Consider the following 15,631-nt stretch of genomic DNA (forward strand, 5'->3'; position numbering starts at 1 on the left):
GCCCGTCCTCAATCTGCCGGCGGGGCCGCCGGCCGCTCGGCATAAAAGGCCTTGGCATCCGCCGTGAAGGCGGCCCGCTGGTCGGCATTCGTGTAGAACATATGGCCGCCGCGATAGAGCTTCAGCCCGACGCGTCCGCCGGTGAGCGAAGGCGGCAGATGGTCGACGACGTAGCGGCTGACGCCGTAAGGCGTCACCAGATCGCTGTAGCCATGGGCGATCAGCAGATGAAATGCAGAGTTGGAGGCGAGCAACTGCCTGATGTCGTCGGTGGCGCTGGCCTGCAAGCGCGTCCCGCCGCCGCGTCCGCCACTCCATTCCCAGCGCCGGCTGATATCGCCGTCGAGCAGCGAATAGGTCATCTCGGTCTTGAAGCCGAGTTGGCTGCGGGCATAGTCGGCGAAGGCGCCGCCATAGGCGCGGGTGAAACCGTCTAGGATGGCGTCGTCGCCGCGGTCGTAATCCGATTCCGGATAGGGGTCGGGGGCGGCAAAGGAAGCGTCGTAGGGGCTCATCACCGCGCCGCTGCCGCCATCCGAATGTTTGACGAAGGAATTGCCGAGGAAGCCGCGGTTACGCGCCACGATATCCTCAGGGATACCCGTCAGTCCGGCAATCCTGCCATAAAAGGCGGCGGCACTGCTCCCTGTCGGCGGTGGGCCGGCGAGCGTCGTCAGATAGTCGCCGAGCGCGAAGGTTTCCGCCTCGCGCTGCTTCTCTTCGTCAAAGGCGTTGTGCCGGTCGAGTTCGGCGGCCGCCAGCGACGGCAGCTCAAGTGCTGCGCCGAGCGCGAACTGATCGGCGTTGAACATCAGCTGGCCTTCGAGCAAGGGCGAAAGCATGACCGCGCCGGCGACGACGATGCCCTGGCTTTCCTGCAGCACCGAGGCGACCTTGGCGGCGCGGAAGCCGCCATAACTTTCGCCGAGAAGATATTTCGGCGAATTGGACCGGTTGTTGTGCGCGACATAGAGTGCGATCGCCTTGGCGATACTCTGGGCGTCGGAGTTGACGTTGTAATAGTTGGAAGCGTCGTCGGCCTTGACCGTCCGGCTCCAGCCGGTGCCGATCGGATCGATCAGCACGAGGTCGGTGAAATCGAGCCAGCTTTGGGGATTGTCGACCAGTTTCGCGTTGGCGCCGTCGCGTCCCTGAGGCCCGAAATCGAGCACTTTCGGTCCGACCAGCCCGAGATGCAGGAAGGCGGAAGCCGCCCCCGGCCCGCCATTGAAGGCAAAGGTCAACGGCCGGTCGGCCCCCGCGTCTTTCGCGACATAGGCGGTGTAGAAAATCGCGCCGGTCCGGGCGCCGTCCTGGCCGAAGAGATCGAGCGTGCCGGCGGTTGCGGTATAGCCGATCTTCCGGCCGCCGATCGTCAGTTCGTGTTCGGTGACGGAATCAGCCGGCAGCAGCTTCAGCACGCCCTCGCGCACGCTGCGCTCGACATTCGCCTTCGGTTGACCGCCGTCCTGTGCCGGAGAGAGGGCAGGGAGCAGCGACGCCGCAAGCGCGGCCAGCAGAAACAGGGGCTGTATACGCAAAATGTCTCCTCCGGCGCGGCATGCGGGTTGAGATAGCGTAGCATCCGCAGCAGGCGACCGGCATCAAGAGATGGTGATGGGCCGGTGAGCGAGCAACTGAGTGAGCAGGTGAGCGCGTGAGCGAGCGGCTCAGGATGCCTTCTCGATCGCGCGCACATTCACCTCCAGCGGCCGGCCGGCCTTCCAGCCGTTGATCGCGGCCGCGAGCCCGAGCGCGACGAAGAGAAGCGCACACCAGGAAAAGCTGCCGGTCCAGCCGCGAATGAGGCCGACGATGAGCGGGCCGACGGCGGCAAGCAGATAACCGACGCATTGCGCCATGCCGGAAAGATGGGCGGCGACATCGGGATCGCGCGAGCGCAGCACGATCGTCGTCATCGCCGCCGCGATCAGCCCGCCCTGGCCGATGCCCTGCAGCAAAGCCCAGAGCCAGACCGTCGACAGCGGCGCGAAGAGCAGGCCGAGCAGGGCGACGACGGCGACGCCGCAGAGGCCGGCATTGATCAGCCGTTGATCGCGGCCGCGCACGGCGATATGCGGCACAACAAGGCAGGATGCGGCCTGCACCATCACCGACAGTGAAACGATCACCCCCGCGGTGACGCCGTCGAGCCCGCGTTCGCGCAGGATCGGAACCAGCCAGCCGAAGACGCAATAGGCGAGCGCCGATTGTAGCCCCATGAAGAGCGTCACCTGCCAGGCAAGCCGGTCCTGCCAGAGGCCTTTGACGTGGGTTCCGTTTCGTCTTGCCTGGCCGCTGCTGCGCAGAACCTGCGGCAGCCAGATCAGGCCGACGGCGAGCGCCGGCAGCGCCCAGATGGCGAGCGCACCCGCAAGCGAGCCGCCGAGCGCGTGCTCGAGCGGCAGTGTCAGCCCGGCGGCACTTGCCGCGCCTGCGCAGAGCGCCATCGTGTAGAAGCCGGTCATCAAGGCGGTGCGTGTGGCGAAATCCCGCTTGACCAACCCCGGCAGCAGCACGTTGCCGACGGCAATGCAGGCGCCGGCGAGCGCCGTGCCGATGAAGAGCAGCGGCACGGAGGAAAACCCGCGCAATGCAGTGCCGAGGGCGAGAAGCAGCACAACGCCGAGCAGCGTACGCTCCGAACCGAGGCGCTGGGCAAGCCGCGGCGCCAGCGGCGAGAAGGCGCCGAGGCAAACGACCGGCAGCGTCGTCAGCAGGCTGGCGCCGAGCGCTGTGAGACCAAGTTCCGAGCGGATTTCGGGCAGAAGCGCCGAGGCGCTTGAAAAGACCGGCCGCAGGTTGAAGGCGATCAGCACGAGGCTGGCGCCGAGCAGGAAACGATCTGCGGCACCGCCCACCGGTGTCGCCTGCGGCAGCGGCAGGCTGCCGGCTTCGGCGTCGATCAGCAGTTCGTCGGCCGGGTCGAGCGTGGCGGTGAGATCGTTGGAAGGCGCATTCATGACAGGATCATCCGGTCGAGGGCCACGAGAACCGGCGCCATGAAGCGGCGCACCGCCGCATCCGCCTTGTCGGGATCGCCGGTTTCGATCGCGTCGACGATATCGGCATGCGCCTGGATATCCGGTTCGGGAATATCCTTCCCCAGCGTCGCCGCGATGGTCTCAGCGATCGAGGCCGAGAAGAAATCGTAGATCTCGACCATCGCCCGGTTGCCCGACGCGGCGATGACAGCCTTATGGAAGGCGAGGTCGCGCTCGATGAAGCCGGCCTTGTCGCCGCCGTCATAGGTGCCGCGCTCGGCAAGCAGCCGGCGAAGCTCCGTTACCGTCTCCGGCGTCTTGCGCATCGCCGTCAGCCGGGCGGCCTCGACGTCGAGCGCCAGGCGCGCCTCGAACTGGTCTCGCAGGCTGGCGCGCCGCGCCATCGTCAGCGGCCGTCCGGCATCGCTGGTCGAGCGGACATAGGTGCCCGACCCCTGCCGCGTTTCGAGATAGCCCTGGGAGACGAGGACGCGTACCGCTTCGCGCACCGTGCCGCGGCTGACGGAGAGCATGGCCGACAGCGAGGCTTCATTCGGCAATTTATCGCCGACCGCCCAGCGTTTGCCGAGGATGTCGCCGCGGATCGCCTCGATCGCCTCATCGGCGAGATTTGTCCTGCTGATCGCACGCATGGAGCCACTCATAAAGTCATCGGATGACTTTATGAGTAATGGACTTTCTTCTTCTCGTCAAAGCAAAATCCGGGCAATAAAAAAGGGCCGCCTCAGCGACCCTTTCCATGAGTTTGGCCTCGAACTGGCCTGGACTGTCAAAGCAGCCCCAGGAAGGCGGGTTTTAGAGCGAGGGCTGCCTCGCTTTCATCACCTCTTCCATGCCCGTTACGAGGTCCGAAATCTCATTAGACATTGGATCACCTTCCTTTCGTTCTGTTGCTGATAGACCCAAGGTAGGCTGATTCTTTCGAGATGCAAGCAGAAATCCCCGTCAATGTCCGGCCTCGGCGGATCCGACCGTTCACAAAAAAACACAGAGCTTTGCTGAATTTGAAGGCGCCGGGCGCCACGAAACCGTCACCTTGCGCTTGCAAACCCGCCGCGCGTTAAGCTGTTATTAGCCTTGACGTTCGACAATTTCAGCATTCCCGCCGAAGCGGCGGCGGGTCCCGGAGCAAAAGCCATGTGTCGCTGGGCAGCCTATCGCGGAGACCCTCTCTATCTCGAGGAGCTGGTATCCTCGCCCGCCCATTCGCTGATCGAGCAGTCCCATTGCGCTACCCGCGCCAAGACGGCGACCAATGGTGATGGCTTCGGCATCGCCTGGTATGGCGACAGGCCCGAGCCCGGCCGCTACCGCGATATCCTGCCGGCATGGTCGGACTGCAATCTGAAGAGCCTGGCGCGGCAGATCCGTTCGCCGCTCTTCCTCGCCCATGTCCGCGCCGCCACAGGCGGCGGCACGCGCCGCGACAACTGCCACCCTTTTACCCACGATACCTGGTCCTTCATGCATAACGGCCAGATTTCAGGCTTCGAGCGCCTGCGCCGGCCGATGGAGGCGATGCTCGACGACGAGTTGTTTAATGTCCGCAGCGGCACGACCGATTCCGAGCTGATGTTCCTGCTGGCGCTGCAGTTCGGCCTGCGCGAGGCGCCGATCGCCGCGATGTCTGCTATGGTCGGCTTCGTCGAAAACCTGGCCGAGAACATCATCGGCTCGATCCTGCTGCGCTTTACCGCCGCCTTCTCCGACGGCAATACGCTCTATGCGATCCGCTACGCCACCGATCGCAAGGCGCCGACGCTCTATGCCTCGCCGGTCGGCGCCGGCTATTGCCTCGTCTCCGAGCCGTTGAACGACGATGTCGACGCCTGGGCGGAAATTCCCGATGGCAGCGCCGTCACCGTCGGCAAAAACGGCATCGACGTCGCGGATTTCCGGCCGGAAAATCGGAGCGTCGCCAAGTTGCAGCCTTTGGCCGTCTCCGCATAGTCGTCGTCGAAAATCGAAAGCGATTTTCTAAAGCGTGTCGCGATCTTTCAGATTCGCTTTTCACGCTTTAGGTCTTTGTTTTCACGCATGTCTTTATCGCAAAACCGCTGCACACTTTTGCGAGACATGCTATAACTATCCGCGGAAACGCTCGGCGATCAGCGCCGCCAGCCTTTCGGCAACCTCTTCCTTCGCCAGGTCAGGCCACCGCTCGACACTGTCGTGACGGATGAGTCTGACGCTGTTGCGGCTGCCGCCCATGATGCCGGTCGCCGGAGAAACGTCGTTGGCGACGATCATGTCGGCGCCCTTGCGCTCGAGTTTCGCCCTCGCATTGCTCTCCACATCCTGCGTCTCGGCGGCAAAGCCGATCACCAGTTTCGGCCGCATCGTGTGATGGCCGACGGTTTTGAGGATGTCGGGATTTTCAGTCAGGGCCAGCGTCGGAATGGATTCGCCCGGATGTTTCTTCAGCTTCTGATCGGCGGCCGAGGCGACGCGCCAGTCCGCCACCGCCGCCACCATGACGGCGATATCGGCCGGCAGCGCCGCCAGCACGGCATCACGCATTTCCTCCGCCCGCTCGACATGGATGGTGTGGACGCCGACGGGATCGGCGATCGTCACCGGCCCGGAGACGAGCGTCACCTCGGCGCCGAGCTTGGCAAGGGCTGCGGCGATCGCATGGCCCTGCCGGCCGGAGGAGCGGTTGGCGATGTAACGCACCGGATCGATCGGTTCATGCGTCGGTCCTGATGTGACGATCGCCTTGCGGCCTTTCAGCGGCTTTTCCCCGTCATCGAGCATGGTTTCGGCGGCGGCGACGATGTCAAGCGGCTCCGCCATCCGGCCGAGCCCGGCCTCTTGGCTCTCCGCCATCTCGCCGGCCATCGGCCCGACAAAGCGAACGCCATCGTCCCTCAGCCTCGCCGCATTGCGCCGGGTGGCCGGATGTGCCCACATTCTCGGGTTCATCGCCGGAGCCGCAAGCACCGGCCTCGCTGTTGCGAGCAGCACCGTCGAGGCGAGATCGTCGGCAAGCCCGTTCGCCATCTTCGCCATCAGGTCGGCGCTGGCGGGCGCAATCAGCACGAGATCGCAGTCGCGCGCCAGCCTGATATGGCCGACATCCTGTTCGTCCTGCCGTGAAAACAGATCGATGAAGACATGATCCGCCGCCAGGGCACCGACGGCAAGCGGCGTGACGAATTCCTGCGCCCCCTTGGTCATGATGGGACGAACGCTCGCACCGCGCTCACGCAGCCGGCGGATCAGATCCAGGCTCTTATAGGCGGCGATGCCGCCTGAGATGATGAGGAGGATGCGTTTGCCGCTGAGAGCCATGGCTTTCTACCCGTCGCCTTTTTTTGCCCGGCCTCGACCCTAAGCCTTTGGCGCAGAACATGCAATCGAGTACGGACGCTCCTGTTCTGCCTTGCGACGTCATTCATCACTGAGCAGGCTCATCAGGTTCTCTGTAACCGGCGAGCGATGCGTCCTCAGCATCGCCAGCGCCAGGCGCGCGATGGCCGGCGGCCCCTCGATCGGCGTGTAGACAACACCCTGAAGTTTGATCTGCGAGATCGACGCCGGCACGATCGACACGCCGAGATCGGCCGCCACCAGATTGACGACGGAGGAAATCTGCGGCGCCTCCTGCGCCACGGTGAGCTCGAATCCCGCCTTACGGCAGGCAAGCACGACATCGTCGTAAAGGCTCAATCCGACGAGCCTGGGAAAGAGGATGAAAGGTTCGTCGGCCAGGGCCGCAAGCGGCAGGCTGCGATGCCGTGCCAGCCGGTGGCTGGCGGGCAGGGCGATCACCATCGGTTCATCTTCAAGCCGACGCAGCCGGATGCCGGCGGGGTCTTCGAGGCTCGGGCGCATGAAGGCGGCGTCCAACTCGCCGCGTTCCAGCTTCTGCATCAGCGCCAGCGTGTTCATCTCCGTCAGCGACAGCTGCACCTCCGGCCAGCGCGCTCGGAAGCGGCGGATCGTGGTGCTGACCACGGGATTGAAGGCGGAGGATGCGGTGAAGCCGAGCGACAGCCGACCGGTCTCGCCGCGATTGGCGCTTTGCGCGGCAAGCTTCGCCTTCTCCGCTGCCGCGAGCGCCGCTTTTGCCTCACCGAGAAACGCTGCACCTGCCGCCGTCAGCTCTGCGCCATGCGGCACGCGGTGGAACAGCGCCGCACCCACTTCCGTTTCCAGGTCGCGGATTTGTTGGCTGAGCGGTGGCTGCCCGATGCCAAGTTTGCCTGCGGCGCGGGTGAAATTGCGTTCCTCCGCCACCGCAAGGAAATATCTCAGGTGCCGCAGCTCCATGGCCATCTCCAAAACATATTGAAATCGTCGTTTCCATATATTGGACAAATGAAGGGACGCTGACTAGATCGGAGGCTGGAAGGATGGATCCATGCCGAAGCCAGCCTATGCAGCAAAGCGCCCTGAGGAAACCGCGATCGCGGGACAGAGGTCCTATCTGACCCGCGGCACCGGCGCCTATCGCCGCGCCAGCCTGGCCCTTTTCCTCTCCGGCTTTTCCACCTTCTCGCTGCTTTATTGCGTGCAGCCGCTGCTGCCGATCTTTTCGCAGGAATTTTCCGTCAGTCCGGCCGAAAGCTCGCTGTCGCTGTCGCTCTCCACCGGCTTCCTGGCAGTCGCCATCATCTGCGCCGCTGCCGTCTCGGAGGGCCTCGGCCGCCGCAGCCTGATGTCGATATCGCTGCTCGGTGCAGCCTTGCTGGCGATCGCCACCGCCTTTGCCCCGAACTGGCATCTGCTGCTCGTCATCCGCGCCTTGCAGGGCTTCGTTCTCGGCGGCGTGCCTGCCGTCGCCATGGCCTATCTCGCCGAGGAGATCGATCCGCGCGGCCTCGGCGCCAGCATGGGCCTTTATGTCGGCGGCACGGCCTTCGGCGGCATGTCCGGCCGCGTGCTGACCGGCATCTTCGCCGAATATCTCGGCTGGCGGCCGGCGCTGTTCCTCATCGGCGCCATCGGCCTTGCCGCGGCGCTCGGCTTCATCGCCCTGCTGCCGCGGTCGAGGAATTTCGTCCGCCGGCCGGGCTTCGATCCGCGCTTTCATGCGAAGGCCTGGCTCGGTCATCTCAAAAATCCGGCGCTGCCCTTCGTCTTCGCCATCGCCTTCCTGGCGATGGGCTCCTTCGTGACGATCTACAATTATGCCGGCTTCCGTCTCGTGGCGCCGCCCTATAGCCTCAACCAGACCGAACTCGGCCTGATCTTCACCGTCTATCTCTTCGGCATCGGCGCCGCCTCGATCGGCGGCCTCATCGGAGACCGGATCGGGCACTTCTCTGTGCTGCTCTTCGGCCTGGCGCTGACCGCCGCCGGCTGCGCGCTGACGCTCTCCCTCGCGCTGCCAGCGATCATCCTCGGCATTATCGTGCTGACGGCCGGCTTCTTCATGAGCCATTCCATCGCCAGCGGCCTCGTCGGCAGGCTGGCGCATGGCACCAAAGGCCACGCCTCGTCGCTCTATATGCTCGCCTATTATGTCGGCTCCAGCCTCATGGGCTCGGCGGGTGGCTGGTTCTGGGCAATCAACGGCTGGGCCGCCGTCGTCGCCTTCACCCTTGTCCTGCTGACGCTCGCCTTTATCTCCGCCTGTGCCGCGCAGCGTCTTGCAAGGGAAAAAGCATGATCCGCATCGACCGTCTCGATCATCTCGTGCTGACCGTCGCCGATATCGCAGCCACCTGCGATTTCTATTCCCGCATCCTCGGCATGTCGGTCGAAACCTTCGCGGGGGGCCGCAAGGCACTGAAATTCGGCCGCCAGAAGATCAATCTGCATCAGGCCGGCCACGAATTCGAACCCAAGGCCAGACGTCCAATCCCCGGCTCCGGCGACCTCTGCTTCATCGCCGAAACGCCGATTGTCGACGTCATCGCCCATCTGCGGGCATCGGGCATTGTGATTGAGGAAGGTCCGGTCGAACGCACCGGCGCCACCGGACGGTTGCGTTCGGTTTATTTCCGAGATCCTGACAGCAATCTCATCGAGGTTTCCAATCTGATCGATTGATGCGCCGCCTGGATAAACCGATCAAGGCGAGCCTTCCCAATTCTCTACCTGCAGGTCCGCCACGTGCTCGAACTCCCTCAGATTGCGGGTGATCAGGACGAGGCCGCGCGCAGCGGCCTGCCCGGCAATCAGGACGTCATAGGGGCCGATGGGCGTTCCCGATGCTCGCAGCGCTGCGCGAACTTCTCCGGCCTTGCGCGCGTCGTTCCGGTCAAATTCCAGGATGGCGAATTGTAGCGCATCGATCCGCGCCAGATTCTCATCGATATGCAGACTTTTGTAAGCGCCGTAAAAGAGTTCATGCGCGACGATCGCCGGCATGGCGAAATCCGTTGGTGTGTGCTTGCGCAGTTCGGCGATGAGGCGGTCATTGCCCTTTATCAAGGCAATGACGGCATTTGTATCGAGCAGGTACTTCATTTGAAGAAGTCGAGGTCAGGTCGTTCCTGTTGCGCAGGCTGCTCTTCTGCTGCTGTCGCGAAGTCGGGATCGACCGGACCGATCACGTCAGCCAGCCAATCCCAATTGTCGGAAATCGGTTCGAGAACGATCGCACGCCCTTGGCGCCGGATGGTGACACTCTCGCCATCAAAGCGGAATTCCTTCGGCAAGCGGACGGCTTGCGAACGCCCTGACCAGAAGATTTTTGCGGTTTCCATGTCACGGCCCTCGGTGAGATATGACAATGATATATAGCAATTCGACTTACATTTCAATCCAGACGGATATAGGGCACGTCCTTCTTCACCACCTCATCCAGCGCCTCTTCGTAGCCCGCGTCAGCATACCGCATGACGCCCAAGGCGGTGTCGTTGGTCAGCGCGTGGTCGAGCCGCTCGTCGGCGGCTTCGGTGCCGTCGGCGATGACGGTGACGCCGCAGCTCGTCATGTAGCCGGCATAGCCGCCGCCGCCGGAATGGACGACGACGAGATCGGCCATCGACGAGCAGAGCATCATCGCATCGATCAGCGGCCAGTCGGCGATCGCATCCGAACCGTCCTTCATCCGCTCGGTCATGATATTGGGATGCGCCATGGCGCCGGCATCGAGATGGTCGCGGGAAAAGGCGACGGGACCTTTCAGTTCGCCGCCTGCGACCAGCGCATTGACGCGCCGCGCCAGCATCGTGCGTTCGCCGTGGCCGAGCCAGGCAATGCGGGCCGGCAGCCCCTCGAAGGGAACGTGCTCGCGGGCCAACCGGATCCAGTTGGTGATGATCTTGTTGTCGGGAAACATCTCGAGCAGCAGATCGTCGGTGCGGGCGATATCGCTCTCCTCGCCCGACAGCGCCATCCAGCGGAAGGGGCCGATCGCCCGGGCAAAGAGCGGCCTCAGATAGGCCTCGGTGAAGATCGGAATGTCGAAGGCATTGGTGACGCCGCCCTCTTTCGCCTGGGTGCGGATCAGGTTGCCGTTGTCGAAGACCTCGGAGCCGCGTTTCTGGAAATCCAGCATCGCCGTGACATGATCGACGATCGAAGCGCGGCTTGCCGCCATCAACTGCCCCTGGCCATCGTCGCGCAGTTCTCTCACCTGATCGAGGCTCATGCCCTTCGGCACATAGCCATAGACCAGATCGTGCGCCGAGGTCTGGTCGGTGACGATATCGGGCACGATGCCGCGCCTTGCGATTTCGGGATAGACCTCCGCCGCATTGCCGACGAGGCCGACGGAGAGCGCCCGCCTGTCCTTCACCGCCGCATCGATCATTTCAAGGGCGGTATCGAGATCGGGCGCGATCTCCTGGAGATAACCGATCTGCTGGCGCTTGCGGGCGCGCTCCGGATCGATGTCGACGCAGAGGATCGCAGCGCCCGCCATGCGGCCGGCGAGCGGCTGCGCCCCGCCCATGCCGCCGAGACCGGCCGTCAGCACGAAGCGGCCGGCGAGATCGCCGCCGAAGCGCCGCTCGGCAATGCGCATGAAGATCTCGTAGGTTCCCTGGATGACGCCCTGGCTGCCGATATATTGCCAGGCGCCCGCCGTCAGTCCGCCCCAGCAGATCAGGCCCTTGCGCTGCAGCTCGTAGAATACCTCGGCTTTCGCCCATTGCCCGACGATATTGCAGTTCGCCATGATGACGAGCGGCGCCCTGGCATGCGTCTTCACCAGCCCGATCGGCTTACCGGACTGGATCAGCAGCGTCTGGTCCTCCTCCATCTCGGTCAGCGCCTTGACGATGCCCTTATGCGCCGCCCAGCTGCGGGCCGCCTTGCCGAGCGCGGCATAGACCACGAGATTGTCAGGGTCTTCGCCGACCGACAGGACGTTTTCCAGAAGCCGCAGCAGCGCCTCTTGCCGCCAGCCCCTGGCGCGCAGCTCCGGCCCGCCGGGAATCGGAAATTTCGGATGACGCGGATTGGCTTTCGGCATCGTGGGTTCCTTTTTGCGTCTCTGCTCTTTCTCTTCTCCCCATTGGGGAGAAGGGGAAAAGCTCAGTCTTTACTTCTCCGGCAGCGATTCCACATAGGCGAGCGCGCCATCGAGCAAACGCCGTCTCAGCGCATCGTCGCCGTAAACCTCGGCCGTCGCCCGCACCCAGCCCTGCATCACCCGTTCGCCGGAGAGCATCTGGATCACGCCGGGCAGGGCCAGCGCCCAGCCGTCATTGCCCTTGCCGAGGCGGATCAGCATGCCGTCACTGCGCGCACCGCAAAGCAGATTGCCGTTCAGCAGAAAGGCCCGGCCGCCGAACATGGATTTTTCGGTAAGCCCCGGCCGGTCGCCGAGTTCCTCGCGCAGCAGTTCTTCGAGGCCGGGATCGCGCGTCATGGCTCAGGCCTTCGTTTCCAAAGCATAGCGGGCGATCTCGATCCCCATCGCCTTTTCGACGACGGGATAGACGGTGGGATCGAGCACGCTTGCCGACAGCGGGATGATATCCTTCGGCACATGCAGGATGAAGACGGACATGCCTTCCCTAAGCTGGCCGACGCTGAGCGGCTCACCCTCGGGCGACAGCGTGGTGATCACCGCGGGGAAGGTGGCAAGCCGGCCGCCATCGGCGTCGTCCACCGCCATATATTCGTTCATCACATGCAGCGTCACCGAATTTGCCCCCGAACCGACGGTGACCGTGCCGATGTCGAAGGCTTCCCTGGTGTAGACGACGTCTTTTCGAGAGATGACGCCTTCGGCGAGGATATGCCCGCCCGTCGTCTTGCAGATCGCGTCGATGACATCGGACCGGCCGCGTTTCTCCGCCGCGATGATCGCCTCTCCGAGCGCAAGCGCCATCGAGATGCCGCCGAGTGCCGCATGGCTGCGGACATAGGAGGCTCTGAGCGGGTTACGGCAGCTGGCGATGAAGCCGCCGGATTGATCGGCGGCGGCGCGCAGCACCGGCGAGATCTTCGCCGTCGCCCCCTTCACCACCAGTTCGATATACCGGTTTTCGGCGCGATTGCCGCCGACGGCCGTCTGGATCATCGGCTCGGGTGAGCCGGCCATGCCGATCGAGCCCATGTCGCCGGTCGGATGGGCGCGGATATCGCCGACCGCATCGACCACCTTGGTGCCGAGGATCGCCGAGGGCAGCCAGCCGTTCAGCGTCGAGGATTTGCCGTTCTGGCCGATGATCAGCCCGGAAAGCTTTTCGCCCAGCGCCTCCTGCAGGAGTTGCACGGCCTTCACATAATCGATGCCCTGCATTTCCCAGGGCGTGGTGGAGGCCGGCGCGCCGATGGCGGCAGCCGTCGCGATCCAGTCCTCGTCCCGCAGCTCGTCGATCGACACCAGCTCCGGCTTGCCGGCATTGACGGCCGCAAGCCCGAGCATCCGCCCGTGATCGGCCCAGCCGCCGCCGCCGGCGGCATAGACGGAGCCGCCCTTGACGGCGGCTTCGACGTCCTTCTCAACCAGTATGCGTCCCATCGGCCTTCTCCCGCTTCGAATCCGTGTCCATCTCGCGCACCGCCTCGAACAGCACGGCGGCGCCGAGCGCGATGTCGTCATTGTCGGCCCACTCGTCGGCGCAATGGCTGCGGCCTGCCCGGCAGGGCACGAAGATCATGGCCGCCGGCGCCACCTTGGCGATCCAGGCCGTGTCGTGTCCGGCGCCCGAGGCCATGCGCCGATGTTTTGCGCCGACGCGCTCGCAGGCGGCCTCGAGCGTCGAAAGCAGCCCGGCATCGCCCGGCGTCGGCAGATTGTCGGATACCCGGTTCGGCGCCTCGATCCTCACGCCATAGGCGGTCGCCAGCTTTTCGACATGGCCGTCGAGCCAGCGGCAGAAGGCCTCCATGTCGGCGCGGATTTCCGCGCGCCCGTCGATCAGCAGCACGACCTTCGACGGCACGACATTGGCGGCATTCGGCTCGATCCTGAATTCGCCGACCGTCGCCGCAAAATGCCCCGGCGTTCTGGCAAGTTCGGCGGCGGCGTTGCGAATGTCGAGCACCAGCTGCGATGCCGCCACCAGCGCATCCGCCCGCCGGTCCATCGGCGTCGTGCCGGCATGGTCGGCTCGCCCCTCGACGGCAATTTCGATGCGGGTGATGCCTGATATCGCGGTGACGATGCCGATATCCTTCCGTTCGGCTTCGAGCACCGGCCCCTGCTCGATGTGCAGCTCGAGAAAGCCGGCAATATCCGGCCTCTTCTGCTGCGCCAGCACACCCGGCTCGCCGCCCACCTGGGCAATGCCCCCGGCAAGATCGAGATCGCCGCTGACGCGCGAAAGCCAGGCCTCCGGCAATTGCCCGGTCATGCCGCGGCTGCCGATGCAGGAGACGCCGAAGATGCTGACTTCTTCAGCGAGGAAATCGACGACCTCCAGATCGTGATCGAGTTCGATGCTCTGGTCGCTGAGCGCTCGTGCCACCTCAAGCGCCGCGATCACGCCGGCAATGCCGTCGAAGCGGCCGCCGTCCGGCACCGTGTCGGAATGCGAACCGAGCATGATCGTGCCGAGCCATGGTTTACGGCCGGTGCGCCGGCCGATCAGATTGCCGGCCGCGTCGATCCGCGTTTCCAGTCCGGCCGCCTTCATCTGCGCTTCGAGATAGCTGCGGCCTTCGCGAAAGAGCGGCGAGAAGGCCCGCCGCGTCCAGGGATGCCCCGGCTCGGTGATCGCGGCCAGCGCCTCGATATCCTCAGCGATCCTGTTGGCATTGACGGGAAGATTGCGGCTCATGAACCGGCTCCCGCAATGACGTGGCGCGACGGCGGTCGGACGAACCGGCCGGTGCCGGGTTTGGCCAGCACCTTGCCGCCCTCGGCGATCTTTTCGCCGCGCAGGTAGGTGGCCGCAACCGTCCAGGGCAGGGCAATGCCGTTATAGGGGCTCCAGCCGACGACATTGTTGCCGCTTGCCGATGCATCATAGATGCTGTCGCGCGGTTCCAGCACGGTGATATCGGCATCTTTGCCCGGCGTCAGCGCCCCCTTGATATGGTCGAGCCGGAAATGCTTCGCCGGATTCTCCGCCATCAGCCTGGCCGCCCAAGTCAGCGGAATGCCGCGCTCGATCGCGCCTTTGACGAAAAGCGGCACCATCACCTCGAGGCCCGGCACGCCGGATGCGTTGGCGAGCATGTCGGGATTGGTCTTGCGGTTCTCCGACCAGCTGACGTGATCGGTCGAAACCAGCCAGACATCGCCGTCGGCCACCTTCCGCCAGAGCGTCTCCACCTCGGCGCGTGGCCGCAGCGGCGGATTGATCTTCGCCTTGCCGCCGAGGCGCTTGACGTCGTTCTCTTCGTCGAGCGTCAGATAATGGATGCAGCATTCGACCGTCGCCGCAAAGCCGTCACGCCGATAGGCGCGGGCGATATCGTAGCCGCGCCCGAGCGAGCAATGCACCACATGCGCGGGGCAGCCGGTGGCGGCACCCATTTCGAAGATCGTGTGCATCGCCAGGAGTTCGGTGATCGGTGGCCGCGACAGGCCGTGCGCCCGCCAGTCGGTGATGCCGCGCGCCTTCACCTGCGCGACATAGCTGCGCACCGCCTCGTCGTCCTCATTGTGCACGCCTGCTGTCAGCCCCGTCGGTGCGATGGCGGCAAAGCAGGCGTCGAGCAGGGCCGGGGGGATGCGCGGAAAACGCTTGGGATCGGTGCCGAACGTCGAGAATTTGAAGGCGGCGACGCCCGCCTCGACCATCTCGCCGATCCGCGCCGGGCCTTCCTCAGGATCGACGGTGCCGTAAAGCGCGAAGTCGACGCGCGCCTGCTGCCCGGCATGGTCGATCTTGCGTTTGACCGCCGCCGCCGAGCAGACGAGATCGCCCTCGTCATAGGGCATGTCGACGATCGTTGTCACGCCGCCGGCCGCTGCCGACCGCGTCGACCAGATGAAGTCTTCCTGGTTCTTCTGGGAAAGCGAATGCACCTGGGCGTCGATCGCGCCGGGCAGGATCAGCGCTTTGCCGAGCAGATGCCGTTCACGCGCCGCCGGCGGCACGCCGAGGCCGACCTCGGCGATCTTGCCGTCGCGGGCGGCGACATAGCCCTCTTCGAGAATGCAGTCCGGCAGCACCACCGTGCCCTGCAGAACGAGATCGAAGTCCATGCCGTTCCTCCTAGAATGAAGTCAGACTGTTGCCGGCCGGGGCAGGACGCCAAAAGCGCGAGCTGCTTTCGCACTGCATTCATGCCCCGACTGGTTAATGTAGAACAGGATCCCA

Annotated in this window: 15 protein-coding genes; 3 read left to right on the top strand and 12 right to left on the bottom strand. The window is 64.6% G+C overall.

The window, feature by feature from the left end; all coding sequences use genetic code 11:
- Positions 1-8 precede the first annotated feature (8 nt).
- From CO655_RS23715 to CO655_RS23725, 3 genes are all read right to left on the bottom strand, one after another.
- Complete coding sequence (locus CO655_RS23715) at positions 9-1,541, bottom strand: carboxypeptidase (protein ID WP_097667031.1); 1,533 nt, start codon at positions 1,539-1,541, stop codon at positions 9-11.
- A gap of 129 nt (positions 1,542-1,670) precedes the next feature.
- Positions 1,671-2,963 carry an MFS transporter gene (locus tag CO655_RS23720; RefSeq protein ID WP_097667033.1) on the bottom strand — a complete coding sequence of 431 codons (1,293 nt, stop codon included), beginning with the start codon at positions 2,961-2,963 and terminating at the stop codon, positions 1,671-1,673.
- The gene (locus CO655_RS23725; protein WP_097667035.1) at positions 2,960-3,637 is read right to left on the bottom strand and encodes a FadR/GntR family transcriptional regulator; all 678 of its coding nucleotides are present in this window, start codon (positions 3,635-3,637) and stop codon (positions 2,960-2,962) included. The genes CO655_RS23720 and CO655_RS23725 overlap by 4 nt, the downstream gene beginning before the upstream one ends.
- Before the next feature lie 505 nt (positions 3,638-4,142).
- Between CO655_RS23725 and CO655_RS23730 the strand changes: the two genes are divergently transcribed.
- A complete protein-coding gene (locus tag CO655_RS23730; RefSeq protein ID WP_097606819.1) occupies positions 4,143-4,955 on the top strand; it encodes a class II glutamine amidotransferase in 813 nt (270 codons plus the stop codon).
- Between the two features lie 135 nt (positions 4,956-5,090).
- Here CO655_RS23730 and coaBC read toward each other — a convergent pair whose 3' ends face one another.
- Both coaBC and CO655_RS23740 read right to left on the bottom strand, forming a co-directional pair.
- Positions 5,091-6,299: a bifunctional phosphopantothenoylcysteine decarboxylase/phosphopantothenate--cysteine ligase CoaBC gene (gene coaBC, locus CO655_RS23735; protein ID WP_097667037.1), complete on the bottom strand. Its 1,209-nt coding sequence runs from the start codon at positions 6,297-6,299 to the stop codon at positions 5,091-5,093.
- Between the two features lie 99 nt (positions 6,300-6,398).
- Positions 6,399-7,280 (bottom strand): LysR family transcriptional regulator, encoded by an 882-nt coding sequence (locus tag CO655_RS23740; protein ID WP_097667039.1) that lies wholly within the window; start codon positions 7,278-7,280, stop codon positions 6,399-6,401.
- A 91-nt stretch (positions 7,281-7,371) separates the two neighbouring features.
- Here CO655_RS23740 and CO655_RS23745 point away from each other — a divergent pair, with 91 nt between their 5' ends.
- Positions 7,372-8,622, top strand: a complete 1,251-nt coding sequence (locus CO655_RS23745; protein WP_097667041.1) for an MFS transporter — start codon at positions 7,372-7,374, stop codon at positions 8,620-8,622.
- A complete protein-coding gene (locus tag CO655_RS23750; RefSeq protein WP_097667043.1) occupies positions 8,619-9,005 on the top strand; it encodes a VOC family protein in 387 nt (128 codons plus the stop codon). The genes CO655_RS23745 and CO655_RS23750 overlap by 4 nt, the downstream gene beginning before the upstream one ends.
- A 21-nt stretch (positions 9,006-9,026) precedes the next feature.
- Here CO655_RS23750 and CO655_RS23755 read toward each other — a convergent pair whose 3' ends face one another.
- The 7 genes from CO655_RS23755 to CO655_RS23785 form a co-directional block, all read right to left on the bottom strand.
- Positions 9,027-9,425 (bottom strand): type II toxin-antitoxin system VapC family toxin, encoded by a 399-nt coding sequence (locus CO655_RS23755; RefSeq protein ID WP_010033526.1) that lies wholly within the window; start codon positions 9,423-9,425, stop codon positions 9,027-9,029.
- A complete protein-coding gene (vapB, locus tag CO655_RS23760; protein WP_097667045.1) occupies positions 9,422-9,664 on the bottom strand; it encodes a type II toxin-antitoxin system VapB family antitoxin in 243 nt (80 codons plus the stop codon). Before vapB ends, CO655_RS23755 begins: the two co-directional genes overlap by 4 nt.
- 53 nt (positions 9,665-9,717) lie before the next feature.
- Positions 9,718-11,379: a urocanate hydratase gene (locus CO655_RS23765; protein WP_097667047.1), complete on the bottom strand. Its 1,662-nt coding sequence runs from the start codon at positions 11,377-11,379 to the stop codon at positions 9,718-9,720.
- 69 nt (positions 11,380-11,448) lie between these two features.
- Positions 11,449-11,778 (bottom strand): TfoX/Sxy family protein, encoded by a 330-nt coding sequence (locus CO655_RS23770; RefSeq protein WP_097667049.1) that lies wholly within the window; start codon positions 11,776-11,778, stop codon positions 11,449-11,451.
- 3 nt (positions 11,779-11,781) lie between these two features.
- Positions 11,782-12,879: a DUF917 domain-containing protein gene (locus CO655_RS23775; protein ID WP_097667051.1), complete on the bottom strand. Its 1,098-nt coding sequence runs from the start codon at positions 12,877-12,879 to the stop codon at positions 11,782-11,784.
- Positions 12,860-14,140 (bottom strand): Zn-dependent hydrolase, encoded by a 1,281-nt coding sequence (locus tag CO655_RS23780; protein WP_097667053.1) that lies wholly within the window; start codon positions 14,138-14,140, stop codon positions 12,860-12,862. Before CO655_RS23780 ends, CO655_RS23775 begins: the two co-directional genes overlap by 20 nt.
- Positions 14,137-15,516: an amidohydrolase family protein gene (locus CO655_RS23785; protein ID WP_097667055.1), complete on the bottom strand. Its 1,380-nt coding sequence runs from the start codon at positions 15,514-15,516 to the stop codon at positions 14,137-14,139. Before CO655_RS23785 ends, CO655_RS23780 begins: the two co-directional genes overlap by 4 nt.
- Positions 15,517-15,631 lie beyond the last annotated feature (115 nt).

Source organism: Rhizobium sp. M1 (genome assembly GCF_002531805.1).
In the GTDB taxonomy this organism is placed as follows: domain Bacteria; phylum Pseudomonadota; class Alphaproteobacteria; order Rhizobiales; family Rhizobiaceae; genus Rhizobium; species Rhizobium etli_C.

Bases quoted from the DNA above. Each gene is read 5' to 3' on its own strand.
- CO655_RS23775 (WP_097667051.1), bottom strand. From the start codon at position 12,879: ATGGGACGCATACTGGTTGAGAAGGACGTCGAAGCCGCCGTCAAGGGC.
- CO655_RS23770 (WP_097667049.1), bottom strand. From the start codon at position 11,778: ATGACGCGCGATCCCGGCCTCGAAGAACTGCTGCGCGAGGAACTCGGC.
- CO655_RS23785 (WP_097667055.1), bottom strand. From the start codon at position 15,516: ATGGACTTCGATCTCGTTCTGCAGGGCACGGTGGTGCTGCCGGACTGC.
- CO655_RS23725 (WP_097667035.1), bottom strand. From the start codon at position 3,637: ATGCGTGCGATCAGCAGGACAAATCTCGCCGATGAGGCGATCGAGGCG.
- coaBC (WP_097667037.1), bottom strand. From the start codon at position 6,299: ATGGCTCTCAGCGGCAAACGCATCCTCCTCATCATCTCAGGCGGCATC.
- CO655_RS23745 (WP_097667041.1), top strand. From the start codon at position 7,372: ATGCCGAAGCCAGCCTATGCAGCAAAGCGCCCTGAGGAAACCGCGATC.
- CO655_RS23750 (WP_097667043.1), top strand. From the start codon at position 8,619: ATGATCCGCATCGACCGTCTCGATCATCTCGTGCTGACCGTCGCCGAT.
- CO655_RS23755 (WP_010033526.1), bottom strand. From the start codon at position 9,425: ATGAAGTACCTGCTCGATACAAATGCCGTCATTGCCTTGATAAAGGGC.
- CO655_RS23730 (WP_097606819.1), top strand. From the start codon at position 4,143: ATGTGTCGCTGGGCAGCCTATCGCGGAGACCCTCTCTATCTCGAGGAG.
- CO655_RS23765 (WP_097667047.1), bottom strand. From the start codon at position 11,379: ATGCCGAAAGCCAATCCGCGTCATCCGAAATTTCCGATTCCCGGCGGG.
- CO655_RS23780 (WP_097667053.1), bottom strand. From the start codon at position 14,140: ATGAGCCGCAATCTTCCCGTCAATGCCAACAGGATCGCTGAGGATATC.
- CO655_RS23720 (WP_097667033.1), bottom strand. From the start codon at position 2,963: ATGAATGCGCCTTCCAACGATCTCACCGCCACGCTCGACCCGGCCGAC.
- CO655_RS23740 (WP_097667039.1), bottom strand. From the start codon at position 7,280: ATGGAGCTGCGGCACCTGAGATATTTCCTTGCGGTGGCGGAGGAACGC.
- vapB (WP_097667045.1), bottom strand. From the start codon at position 9,664: ATGGAAACCGCAAAAATCTTCTGGTCAGGGCGTTCGCAAGCCGTCCGC.